General features: G+C 66.1%; 4 protein-coding genes. 3 read left to right on the top strand and 1 reads right to left on the bottom strand.

The window, feature by feature from the left end; genetic code table 11:
• Window positions 1-19: 19 nt before the first annotated feature.
• Window positions 20-3,145, top strand: coding sequence for an amidohydrolase family protein (locus tag AB0L53_RS31980; RefSeq protein WP_364001732.1), 3,126 nt, complete (start codon window positions 20-22; stop codon window positions 3,143-3,145).
• A 222-nt stretch (window positions 3,146-3,367) separates the two neighbouring features.
• Window positions 3,368-4,216, top strand: a complete 849-nt coding sequence (locus AB0L53_RS31975) for an SGNH/GDSL hydrolase family protein (protein ID WP_364001729.1) — start codon at window positions 3,368-3,370, stop codon at window positions 4,214-4,216.
• Window positions 4,217-4,893: 677 nt separating this feature from the next.
• On the opposite strand, the gene AB0L53_RS31970 is transcribed toward AB0L53_RS31975, so the two are convergent.
• Complete coding sequence (locus AB0L53_RS31970; protein WP_364001726.1) at window positions 4,894-11,727, bottom strand: RHS repeat-associated core domain-containing protein; 6,834 nt, start codon at window positions 11,725-11,727, stop codon at window positions 4,894-4,896.
• Between the two features lie 256 nt (window positions 11,728-11,983).
• Between AB0L53_RS31970 and AB0L53_RS31965 the strand changes: the two genes are divergently transcribed.
• Window positions 11,984-12,937, top strand: coding sequence for a hypothetical protein (locus AB0L53_RS31965; protein ID WP_364001723.1), 954 nt, complete (start codon window positions 11,984-11,986; stop codon window positions 12,935-12,937).
• Window positions 12,938-13,322 lie beyond the last annotated feature (385 nt).

Genomic DNA, 13,322 nt, shown 5'->3' with positions numbered 1-13,322 from the left:
CACCTCCGCCTCCGGATCGATGTCACGCCCGTCCCGCCGGGCCGTCTTGGCGGGCGCCGGTGCCGCCCTCGCCACCGTCCTCACCCCGGCCGCACCGGCGAGGGCAGGCGTAGCGGCGAACGCCGGTAAGACAGCCGTCGTCTCCGGCACCGACTACGCCGTCGCGCCCTCCCCCGACGGCCGCCTGCTCGCTCTCGACCTGCTCGGCGTCCTGTGGGTCTGCTCCGTCTCCGGGGGCACCGCCCGCAGGCTCACCAGCGATCTGTACGACATCGCCCAGCCCGACTGGTCCCCGGACGGCGGCACCATCGTGTTCCAGTCGTACCGCGACGGCGTCTTCAACCTGTGGACGATTCGGCCCGACGGGTCCGCGATCACGCAGTTGACCACCGGCCCGTACGATCACCGCGAGCCCCGCTACAGCCCGGACGGGCGCACCGTCGCCTACTCCTCCGACGCCGGGGGCAGCTACGGGATCCACCTGCTCGACGTCGCCACCGGAGCGACCCGCGTCCTGACCGACACCTCCGCCGAGGAGTACGAGCCGGCCTGGTCACCCGACGGCAGCAAGGTCGCGTTCGTCGTCGCCGACACCAGGATCGACGTCATCGAGGTCGCCACCGGCACGCGCAGCACCGCGGTCACGGTCCCGGCCGGTCAGGTCATTCACCAGCCGTCCTGGCTGCCGAACGGCACCGACCTCGCCTACCACCTCTTCCACTCGGGCGCCAATGATCTGGCCGGCACCGCGGGCACCCTCGTCACCGGCGAGGAGGTCTTCCCGTTCCGTGCCCGGTTCGCCCCGGACGGACGCTATTACTACACCTCAGCGGGCACCATCAAGGTCCGCCGCCTCAACTCCGCGTCCGTCGGCACCATCGGCTTCACCGCCGCGCTGACGACGACGACTCCGAAGTACAAGAAGAAGGTCCGCGTATTCGACGAGCCCGGGTCATTCCCCGTCGTCGGAATCGGCAGCCCGGCCGTGTCCCCGGACGGGTCCGCCATCGCCTTCCGCGCGCTCAACGACATCTATCTGATGCGCGGCGGTGGCACGCCGGAACCGCTTTTCCGCGACCACTGGTGGAAAGCCGACCCGGATTTCTCCCCGGACGGGCGGCAACTGGCATTCGTCACCGACCGCACCGGCACCCTCAACATCTGGGTCCGCGACCTGAGCACCGGCGCCGACCGGCAGATCACCCATCTGACCGACTCGGCCGCCCTGTCGGTCCGGTGGTCACCCGGCGGGAGGGAGATCGCCTACCTGGACCAGGACGGCGCCCTGTGGGTGGTGGACGTCTCCACCGGCGACATCCAGAAGATCTTCGACGCCACCTTCGAACCAGGCCGCCCGACCTGGTCACCCGATGGCAAGACTCTCGCGCTGGCCGCGGTGGTGCCGTACTCACGACGCTACCGTGAGGGACTGTCCAAGATCCTGCTCGTCGACCGGGCCACGGGTGCCGGCACGTACATCGACCCCGCGCCACACCGGTCCTTGCAGACCCGTGGCGACGACGGACCCGTCTGGTCACCTGACGGCACCATGCTCGCCTTCGCCATGGAATCGCTCCTGTGGGTCCTGCCCGTCGACAAGACCGGACGGCCCACCGGCAGCGCCCGTCAGGTCACCCGGGAGGTCTCCGACGCCCCTGTCTGGGCAGGCGGCTCGGCCACCCTCCTCTACCTGAACGAGGGACGTCTCAAGAGCGTGCGCCTCGACGGCAAGCCCGCCCGGTCGATTCCGATGAAGCTGACCTGGCGCAACGACACCGGCCCCGATCAGGTCGTCATTCACGCCGGGCGCATGTGGGACGGCGTCTCCAAGAGCGTCGTCCGCGACGTCGACATCATCGTACGAGGCCAGCGCATCGCCGCGATCGAGCCGCACCGGGACGGCAGGCCCGGCACCCGGATCGACGCCCGCGACAGGTTCGTCATGCCCGGCCTGATCGACATCCACCATCACCGCGAGATGCAGGGCTACGCGTACGGATCGCGCCAGGGTCCGCTGTGGCTCGCCCTGGGCGTCACCACGACACGCTCACCTGGCTCACCGGCGTACCACATGGTCGAGGAGCGCGAGTCGGTGCAGTCCGGCGCCCGGCTGGCACCGCGCTACCTGGGCACGGGCGAGGCCATCGACGGGCCGCGCATCTACTACAACTTCATGCGCCCGACGTACTCCCACGACCAACTGCTGCTCGAACTGCGGCGGGCCGCCGCCCTCGACTACGACATGATGAAGTGCTACGTACGGCTACCCGTCGTCTGGCACAGGGAGGTCATCGACTGGGCCCACCGCCAGGGCAAGCCGGTCAGCTCGCACTACCACTATCCGGCGATCGCCATGGGCGGCGACCAGACCGAGCACGTCGGCGCCACCAACCGGTTCGGCTACTCACGCACCGTCACGAACGTCGGCTCCGCCTACTCGGACGTCATCTCCATGTTCAACGCCTCGAAGATGGCCAGAACCCCCACCCTGTTCAACTCCTCGACCCTCTACCGGGACGACACCTCGCTGGTCACCGACGAACGAGTCCGCCGGCTCTACCCGAACTGGCGGATGGCCGCGCTGCGGGCGACGGTCACCACGGCCCAGACCGCCGACCCGACGGCGGTCCAGGTGATCCGGACGAACCTCGCCAACCAGGTCGCGCAGCTCACGGCGATGATCCGCGGCGGCGGCGTGGTCACCGCAGGCACCGACGCGCCGATCGATCACCTCGGGATCAGCCTGCACATGAACCTGCGCGCCATGGTCAAGTACGGCCTGACCCCGCGGGAAACGCTCACCTCCGCGACCAGCACGTCCGGGGCCTACCTCGGCCTCCCGCTGGGCAGGATCGCCAAGGGCATGTACGCCGACCTGGCCATCATCGACGGCGATCCGCTGTCCCGCATCGAGGACGCCGCCAACGTCACCGCCGTCGTCGTCGGCGGGAGACACCACACCGTCGAGCAGCTCCTCGCGCCTTACCCGTCCTCCTCCACCACCGACCAGGCGACACCCGCGGCCTCGGCGCCTTCCGGCAAGGTCAAGGACCGCGTCCCCGTCCACCAGAGCGCGGCGAGCCACTGGTGGAACGACCCCGCCGAGCTCGAGGGAGCCCGAGTCGCCTGCTGCCACGACCACTGAAATTTTCATCGGGTACGCCCCGCGTGGGCGAGGCAATGCCCGGTAAGAAGACCTTCGCGCTCGACAGTGGCCGGAGAGCTGACACCGCCATTGACATGCCTCGGCGGCGTCATATTTGCTCTGTGCCATCACCGCTATCCCTCAATGGCGCGCACGAAGTTGAATGTTAGCGCTCACAATAGCTGACGCGGTCCTTTCGCCATTTGGGTGACAGGAGAAACCATGCGTAAGGTCCTCTTATCCATCGCCTCTGCCCTGGTTGCTTCCCTGTCGCTGGCCGCCCCGAGCCCCGCCTCGGCCACGGTGACCAGCGCGACCGGGTGCGACGCCCGGGTCGCCAACGCGGCCGCGACCGCCGCCGCGGCGACGACCACCGTCTGGATGGCCGGCGACTCGACCATGGCCAACCCCAGCTCCACCTGCCCCGTGGGCTGGGCCACCGAATTCGACTCGCTGTTCCACACCAACATCGTGGTCGACAACCTCGCCGTCGCCGGGCGCAGCATCCAGACCTGGCTCTACGAGGGGAACGTGACCTCCACGATCGGCTCGAACGGCGAGTGCGTCCTCAGCTCCACCACCTACTCCTCCCGGTGGCAGCAGATGCTCACCGGCATGAAGGCCGGCGACTACCTGTTCATCCAGTTCGGCATCAACGACAGCTCGACGACCTGCCCGCGCCACGTCGGCACCGCGCGGTACCAGGCGCTGATGACGATGATGGCGCAGGCGGCGAAGGACCGCGGCGCCCACCCGATCCTGCTCACCGCCGTCGCGGCCATCACCTGCTCGGGCAGCACCGCGGTCAAGAACCGCGGCTTCGTCTCCCAGACCACCGCCGCCGGCGCCGCCACCGGCTCACCGATCATCGACCTGCAGACCCTCAGCGTCGACTACTACAACTCGCTGGGCCTGTGCCCCAACAACGGCGACTACACCTCCGGGCCGGTCGGACAGTTCTTCTGCAACGACCACACCCATTTCGAGGCGTACGGCGCCCGTCGGATCGCCCGGCTGGTCACCGGCGCCCTGCGGACACAGAACATCCCACTCGCCGGATCCCTGCTGTAACACCTGCCGATACCCTGCCGCGCCGGCAAGCGAGCATGGGCGGCCGGGACAACGCACGGGCGATGTCCGCGGCCCTTGCCTCGGACATCGGTCAGCTTGATCTTCTTCGGCAGGCGCAGCTCTTACCTGGGCGCGCTCAGGACGCCGAGCTCATAACGCTGGGCGAACACGCCACGGTCTGGGATTTCCGGTTACCGGACAGAGTTCAGGGTCGAGGCCCTGTATTTTGCATTTGACCAGTTCGCCCCACTCCTCCCGACAACTTCTTTCCGTCTGCCCAAGTTGCCGCATGCATTCAAGAAAAACTATGCCCACCTCTTGACACGACACGGGGGACAAGTCTCGCTCGACGCAGCTCAGGTAATCAGAGCTGAGGGCCGCACAGGTTGACGCTCCCGCACCCTTGACATCCAGGCGCACACACCGGTCGACGACGCGGAGAGCGCCTTCACAGACGACATCTCCCCAATATTCAGATCCCTGCCGGCATTCGGAAACTGTCGCGCTTGCTTGCCTGCATTCGAGGGATGCAGCCTGCACGCCTCCACACCTCTCGAACACTGGCCGCTTGGCCGCCTCAGATCCGGCCAGCGCCGCCATCAACAGGATGGCGACACTCAGCGCGGCCAAGAGCGGTCGCATACCATTCCTGGGTTCACTTGTTGATCGCACCGGAATCAATGACAATCCGGCTTGAAGATCGGATTCACCAACCCCGTATCCTCTTGCCGAGGAACAAACGTGTAGTGAACCCAGCCGCCACAGCCCGGGAATTTTTCACGGAAATCGGTCCATTTATTATTGTACCATTCTATGCCCTTCTGAACGATAGCGTCTCCAACCAGTCCGACGATGGCACAGATGGATTCTGCCTTCTCATTCTGAGTGACAATGCTACTGAATTCACAAGGAGAACCCAATCCTCCCTCCCAGTCATTCAGCTTGTTCTGCATCAGCCACATTTCGGGCGCATAGTAGTAATCCTTGCAGCTCATTATGCCAGTCAGCTTCTGCGACTCACACTTGCTGTCCGGCTTGCCATCACAGTACTTGTGCGCTGGATTCGCCAGACACCAGGCGAACTTTTCGGCGAGGCCGTTGCATTGCTTCTCGGTCCCCTTTTCTTTTGCGAGGCACTCGGACTGGATCAGGCCGATATACGCGCAGTCAGGTGCCGCGTGGCCATCTTTTACACAGTCCATGTACTGGTCGGCGACGCTTCCGCACTCATCGGCGGTTTGCCCGAACCTCTTCTCCTTCTTCTTCGCGTTTCCGATTCCGCCCGTCGATCTGCAGCGCACATAGGTGTCCCGAAGTTTGTGGCAGATGGGTTCGGCGTCCTCTCCTTGCTGCCGGCAATCCTGGTACTCGCGGGTCGCCTCAGCACAGACTCCCTTGTTGGGGCCGGTGTCATCAGTTGTCCCTCTGCAGACTCCATACTCATGCGTGCCTTCTATGCAGATCGTCCGATCTATGTCCGTGTTCCGGCATGCTTTATAGCCGGGCATGGCTTCATGACAGGCTCTTTCCCCCTTGAGCGGGCGTTCGCCGCAGGCCGTCTCAACCGCCTTGTTCTCACACGCCTTATATTTCCCGCTCTTGAAATAGCAACTGCTGAGCTGGTCGGACGCTGATTTACAGGCATCAACTGCATCACCGTATCCCGAATACCCATTTTTGCAATCCCTATTGAAAGTAGCGAGATCCGCCTCGTCCTCGCAGTTGATTCCGTTCTTGTTCGCGAATTTCTGCTTCTTGCAGGCGGCGTATTCCTGCTTAGGCGTCAGATCCTTCTTGCTGCTCGTCTTCTTCGCGCTGGTCTTCTTATTCTGGGGCTTCTTCGCGAGACCAGTCGGGTCGGTGTTGGTGAGGGGGTTGTCGTTGGTGTAGGTGTAGCGGTTGAGCTGGACGCTGGGGTCGGGGTTCTGGGTGAGGGTGTCGCGGCTGATGAAGCTGCCTGTGGTGGGCTGGTACCAGCGGGCAGCCATGTTGATCTTGCCGGTGCTGGGGTCGGTGTAGCCGCCCTGATAGCCGAGGGTGTGGGCGGCTCCGGTGCGAGTTGTGACCTCCCCGAACGGGTTGTAGGCGACCGAGTCGATCAGTGAGGTTCCGGTGGCGGAAAAGGCCCCGATGAGGTCGCCGCGCAGGTCACAGAACGCGAGCTGGGCGCCGGCACCATCCGACAGGCCGAGGGTGCGGCCAAGAGCGTCCCGGCCGAACATCGCGGTCTTGTTGCCCGTGGCGGTGTCGGTGACGGTGACGAGGTTGTTGCCGACGCCGTCGTAGGCCATGCGCTGGGTCTTGCCGCTGTAGGTGCGAGTTTCGACCCGGTCGAGGGCGTCGTAGTCATACTGCACGCCGTCATCGCTGACCATGCGGTCGAAGGCGTCGAACTTGGTGATGCGCACCATGCCGCCGCCTTCTTCGGCCAGAGTGCCGCGGGCGGTGTAGGTGTAGGTCCGCCCGTCACCGGAGGTGAGGCGGTTGCGTTCGTCGTAGGTGTAGGTCTTGTCGCCGACCTTGACGCGGTTGCCGGCAGCGTCCCAGCCGTAGTCGGTCTTCGTCCCGTCCGGGCCGGTCCAGGAGGTGAGCCGGTTGGCCCAGTCGTAGGCGTAGGTGTTCTTGCCCGCGCCTGCCGTACCTGTGGTGGTCTTGGATGTCATGTTGTCGTCCACGTCGTAGCCGTACTCGATGGACGCAATCGGCGTCGCGGCCGAGGTGGTGAGCGTGTCCTTGGTGAGCCGGTTCAACCCGTCATAGTCATACGTACGGCGAGCACCATTGGCTCCGTATGACATCCCGACCAGGCGGCTCGCCTTGTCGTAGCTGTAGCCGATGGTCACGGCCGACACCGGGTCCACCGACTGAGTGAGCCGGTCAGCGTCATCCCAGGTGAAGGCGGAAGTGCCAGTGGCATCGACGCGCTCGACCAGCCGCTTGTTGGCGTCGTAGGCGTAGGTGCTCAGGTCGCCGCTGACCGCACTGCTGGTCTTCAGCAGTAAACCGCGGTCGTTCAACGTGAAGGTCAGGTCGTTGGCGGCGATCACGCGTCCGGCCAGGTCATACCCGAACGTCTTGGTCTCGGTCTCCGCCTCCGCACCGGATCCGGTCTGTTTGATGAGCCTGTTCAGCTCGTCAAAGGTCCGCTCCGCCTTCACCCCGCCGGGCGCGAGGGTGGCGACGGGGTTTCCGCTCGCGTCGTAGGTCGTGGTCCAGGTGCGGTCCTTGGCGTCCGGGTACTGGGCAGTGGGCGGTTCGATCATCGATTCCACCAGGCCCAGGCTGTTGTAGCTGGTGTAGGTGGAGTGGCCGCGGCCGTTGGTTGCGCGGGTCTGCGCTCCTGCGGCGTCATAGCCGAACGAACTGGTGATCGTCCCAGTTTCCGAGACCGGCTCCACCAGCGACGTGACACGGTTGGCCGCGTCGAAGGTCCTGGTCACCGTGTGCCCGGACGCGGAGGTCGAGGTGACCGGGTTTCCGGCCAGGTCGTAGCCGATCTTCCGAGTACGTAACAGAGTTTCACCCGCGTCCAGTTCCCGTGTCTCGGTCTTCCGCCCGGCCAGGTCATAGACGACCTGTGACGTCAGCCCGAGCGGGTTGGTCGTCGACACGGGCCTGCCGGCCAAGTCGAAACCGAACGTGGTCGTGTTCCCGAGCGCGTCAGTGTGCTTGACCATCGCATCGGTTGCGTCGTAAGCACGAGTCGACACATCCCCGGTGGGCCGGGTGGTCTTCACCAAGCGTCCCGCGTCGTCGTACTCCTGCTTGGTGACATAGATACCCGGTGCCGGCTTGCGCTCGATCGTGGTCAGCGTGATCTGCCGCCCCAGATCGTCGTATGTCGACTCCGACCGCGCCCCCGTCGGGTCGGTCGTCCACAACGCCTCGCCGAGCAGGTCGAAGCCGTAGCTCCAGGAGGTGCCCGCCTGGGACTGGTTCATCTGAACCTTGCGGCCCAGCCCGTCATAGACAGCGGTGGTGACCTGTCCACGCGGGTCCGTTGCCTTGACCAACTGCCCGGCGGCGTCGTACTCGCTCGTCGTGGTAGGTGTGATCGGCTGCCCACCCGGCGGCGTGTATGTGGGGGCGGTCTGCGTGATCACCCGCCCGGCCCGGTCATAGGCCGTCGTCATGGCGCGGCCCTCCGCGTCCAGCTGGTGGGTTCGCTCACCGAAGGTGTTGTAGCCCAGCTTCGAGGTGGGCCGCTGGCTGGCCGCAGCCCCGCCGTTCCGCTCCACCTGGACGGCGGGCATCTGCAGCAGCGTCGCCAGGCCGAGCTCGTTGTAGGTCAACGTCGAGGTGAAGTCCGCTGCCGTGGCGCCCGAGGCGTTACCCCGCGGGTCGGTCGTTTCGGTTACCAGGCCGCGGTCGTCCACGGTCAGCGTGGTGACGAGATCAGCGCCCTCGTTGCGAACTGTCTGCCGGACCGGCTGGTTGAGCACGTCGTAGGCGTACTCTGTCGTCTCCGCCCGGTCAGTGCCCGCCGCAGTCCGCGTCACCTTCACCACGTTGTTGTTCGCGTCGTAGGTGAAAACAGTCTTGCGCGCCAGCTTCTCCGGGTCTACCACCTGCGAGGTGTTCCGCCCGGCCTCGTCAAACGTCGCGTCGATGCGAAGAGTGCCGCCCCCGGTGGTCTGCCGTACCAGCTGCCCTGCCGCGTCGTACACCCTCGAGTCCAGCACGACGTCCCGGCCTGTGGGAGAGCCGTTCAGCTTCGCACCCTTGGCAATCTGCTCCAGCGGCAGGCTGTCCGCGTAATAGGTGTAGGTCGTGGTGCGGCCCATCGCATCCGTCTTGGAGGCCATCCGCCCCGCCGGGTCGTAGGCGATGGACTCCAACACCACGTCCGTGGCCGGCTTCGGATCCAGCGGGCTGCTGGTCCACCCCTTCAGCACCGTCGTGGCTGACTCGCCACGCGGGGTGTAGGTGTAGGCCAGCGTGGTGCCCCGTGCATCGGTGGAGGAGGTCTTCTGCCCCCTTTGGTCGTAGGTGTACTTCTCCACGCCACCCTCGGGCCCGGTGATCGTCGCCTGTCTGCCGTACGCGTCGTAGGTGTAGACCGTCTTGCGCGGCGCATCCCCGCCGGTCATGTCCTCGCTGGTCTCCGTGACCGGTAGCCCGTCCTCGTTGTAGGCAGTCGACAAACGCAACGTGTGCGTTTTGCCGTCGATGCCGTTCTTGACGCCAGGCCCGGTCTTGGTCAGCACCCGTCCCAGCCCGTCGTAGGTGACCGTGGTCGTGACTCCCTCGGGAAATGCCTTGGAGATCTCCGTCGTGGCGGTCACCCGGCCCAGTGCGTCATACCTGTACTTCTTCACCAGCCCGGACGGCAACGTCTCGCTGACCAGGTCACCGGCGGCGGAGTGGGCGTATGTGGTCTCGTTGCCCTTGAAATCCTTGGCCGACTTCACCAGGCCCGCCGGCGTCATACCACCGCCGACCGCCGACTCGGTGCCGTCGGTGTAGGTCTTGCTCATGCTACGGCCGGCCGGGAAGCCATCCGTCGCCGGAGTGGTGGCCTTGTTCTCCTCACCGAAGGCGCTGTACGTCCACGAGGTCTTGTATGTCTCGTCCGTGGCCGAGCCCGACCGGGCGTCGCGCTGGCCGACCTTCGCGTCGTTACGCGGGTCGAACGGCTTGTCCACGTTCACGAAATAGTCGTAGTACTCCGTGTGGCACTTGTCCGTGGTCCGGCACGTCTTCTTCGACAGCAGGTTCCCGCGCTCGTTGAACGCAACCTCCACCGCGTTGCCGTTGGCGTCGATCACCTTGGCCGGGAACCCTCCCACGTCATACGCCCACCTGGTGGTCGCGCCGACCTGATCGGTCTCTAACACCGGCCGGTACCCGCGCTGCGCGTCCGCCACATAGGTGACCACGCCGCTGTTCGGGTCGGTCACCTTTACCGTCATGAACGTCGACAGCGTCGTCTGCTTCTGATACACCGGCTCCGCAAGGGTCCACTGGCCGCCGTTGGCATCGATCTGCGTGACCAATCGGCCCCCGTCGGGGTTGTAGGTGTTGACCACCCAGGCTCGGCCGGACGGCAACGTCACCTGCGTCAACTGCGGCTGCGGCTTCCCGGCCGCGAAGTGCCGGGCCACCGCTGCGATGCCGAGCGGCTTGCCGTACACCGCCACCTCATCGATGTCGCCGTTGAACGGGAAGACCGCGGCCGTACTGACCGTGAACGGCCAGGCCGAAGAGGCATGACCGGACCCGATCCGGGTCTCCCACATGTCGCCGTGCTGGATTTCCCCAGCCAGCGTGCCCACGGCCACGCCATCCAGGTAAAGGGTCTGTGTGTGCTCCGCCGGTGTCGAGCTCGTGGCCGACTTGGTCTCCGTCGCCGACAGCACCACATGGTGCCAGGATGCGTCGTTCACCACTCTGGAGGAGGTGATCGGGGTGTGCGCGATGGTGGAGAGACCGGTGAAGAACTGGCCGCGCAACTTACCGTCGGTGCCTACATACACCACCGGCATGGACGCCGACGGCGTGTTGTCCGCGGTGTTCTGCATGCCGATGATCGTGCCGGAGGCGGTGGTCTTGAACCACGCTTCGACTGCCAGTTCCCCGCCCTGGCCGCTTACGGTGTTCCGCGGCAGCTGCACGAAGGTCGAAGTCGCCGCCCCCTTGAAGCGCATCGCGGTGTCCGGCGAACCGGCCAGCGCACCCGGTACCTGGGTGCCGAGGTCGGCCGGCGTCTGCCCGTTCAGCTTGGCCTGCTCCTCGGTGGCGTTCCAGCCTGCCGCGCTCGCGATGGTGGTGCCGGTGCGGCTCTCGGCCTCGTTCAGCCGGTAGTAGTACTCCGGCCGCGAGTCGGTGATCACGCTCTTGTACCGCGAGCCCTCTCCGTAGGTGTAGCTGTTGCAGGCGGTCGCCGAGGTCGGCGGGCACACCTTGACCAACTGATCACCCTCGTAGGTGTAAGTCCAGGTCAGCGGGTTGCCGTCCACTGGGTCGGTGGACACGCTCGCAACGTGGTTCCCCGCCCAGGTGAACGTCAGCGACCTCCCGCCCGTCGCGGTCACCTTGGTCAGCTTGCCATCGGTGCCGCGGGTCAGCTCCTGCGCCCGTCCCCGATGATCAGTGATCTTGGTGAGGAGGCCGGACGCGTTGAACCAGTAGGAGGTGGCCGACTTGTCCATCAATCGCCAGCCGCCCGCTTGCTCGGCGGCCAGCGTCGCGAATGTCCCCTGCGGCGGAGCGTAGGTGCCATTACCTAGGGACGCGAACCGCAACTGCTCGCCGCCCGGGTAGGTCACCAGCAGGCTGCCAGTCGGCTCCACCTCGATCCGCATGTCATAACGGGTCGTCCATCCGGCGCCGAAGATCCCGTCGGTGCGCGGGTCCAGGCTGTTATAGGTACGGCTCACCGACAGCGGCGGCCCTACCGCCGCCACTGCGGCGTCGGTCGCGGTGTGCGCGAAGTTACCCGAGGTGTGGTTGAACTCGCGGCCCTGCGTGCCGGCGGCCAGCAACCCGTTGATGTTGCCCTGCTCCGGCACCGGGGTGAAGGTCCGCCACGAGGAGGTCACCGTGGTGTAGGTCGTGGCCGCCTTGGCCATCCACGAGTACGTCTCGCCCCACTTCAACCGCTCGTCGACAACCTGCCAAGCGCCTTGCGTGGTCCAATCCTTGGTCTCCGCCGCGGAGTCCTTGCACCAGCGCCAGTTCGGTGCGCTGCCCGCGCAGATCTGGAACCAGTACTTGACCTCGCCCTTGTTGTAGGGCCGCGCGTTCGCCGACAGCACTGGCGCCAGGGTGCCGACCTGGCTGTTGTGCGCCGGGGAGAACGACTCGAACGGCAGCGCCGCCACGGTCGCGTACACCCAGTCCGACCACGGCCCCGACACGCCGGAGGTGGTCGTGGCCCGTGCCCGCCAGCGGATGTGCCAGCCGTCGGTCAGCTTGTCGGCCGGTATGACCGCCCACGCGTTGGTCCCGGACGCGTATTCCTTGTCAGAGGTGCCCGACCAGATCAGGCCTGTGCCCTCGTCACCGGTGGCCGGGTCGTGCTCCATCTCGACATTGAGCTTGCTGGGCCGGTTTTCCGGGTCGGTCACCTTGGCGTACATCCACGGCGTCAACGACTCTGCGGTCCACGACGTCGTGCCCCGAATCGCGGGACTCATCGCCAAGCCGTCAATGCTGGGCTTGCGGAGGTCTACGGTGGCGTTTTGCCAGGGTGACCATTCGCCTTCCGCGCCCGCGGTGGTGACGCCGCGCACTCGCCAGCGGACCTTCATCCCGTCGGTCAGCTTCCCGGTCGGCACCTGCACCCAGGCGTTGCCACCGGAGGCGTACGCGGTGGTGCCCTTGCCGGACCAGATCAGCCCCGAGCCCTGCACTGTCGCGGCCGGATCGTGCTCGATCTCCGCGCCCAGCACCAGCTTCGATCCGCCGGCGTCGGTCACCTTCGCATACAGCCATGGCGTGGTCGAGGCCAACGTCCACGCGTCGGTGCCACGCGTGGCCGGTACCGCGCCCAGGCCATTGCCCGCCGTTCCGCTCACCGCAACCGTGGCCGCCTGCCACTCCGACCACGACCCCGCCACCCCGCCAGCGGTGGACACTCGTACCCGCCAGCGGATCAGCCAGCCGTCCTTCAACTTGCCCGACGCCACCACCGGCGTCTGCAAAGAACACCCAAAGGAGGTGCCACACCCACCAGAGGACACGGCACCAGCATCAGACCAGATCAGCCCCGAACCCTGACCAGCAGCCGACGGATCATGCTCGACCTGCGCCTCCAACCGCAACGCCCGCGACTCCGGATCCGCCCCCTGACCCGTGAACATCGGCTGTGTCGACGGTAACGTCCACAACCCCGACACCTGCTGACCCGGATACGCCGACAGCCCCGACACCACCGGCTTGGAGGTGTCCACCCGACCGGCCTGCCACTCCGACCACGAACCCGCCACCCCGCCAGCGGTGGACACTCGTACCCGCCAGCGGATCAGCCACCCATCCTTCAACTTGCCCGACGCCACCACCGGCGTCTGCAAAGAACACCCAAAGGAGGTGCCACACCCACCAGAGGACACGGCACCAGCATCAGACCAGATCAGCCCCGAACCCTGACCAGCAGCCGACGGAT

Source organism: Nonomuraea sp. NPDC052129 (assembly GCF_040680095.1).
In the GTDB taxonomy this organism is placed as follows: Bacteria; Actinomycetota; Actinomycetes; order Streptosporangiales; family Streptosporangiaceae; genus Nonomuraea.
Note: the sequence above shows the minus strand (reverse complement) of the source record. Positions and strands in the feature narration are given on the sequence as shown.

Coding starts and splice junctions, on each gene's coding strand:
- AB0L53_RS31975 (WP_364001729.1), top strand. CDS start 3,368: ATGCGTAAGGTCCTCTTATCCATCGCCTCTGCCCTGGTTGCTTCCCTG.
- AB0L53_RS31980 (WP_364001732.1), top strand. CDS start 20: ATGTCACGCCCGTCCCGCCGGGCCGTCTTGGCGGGCGCCGGTGCCGCC.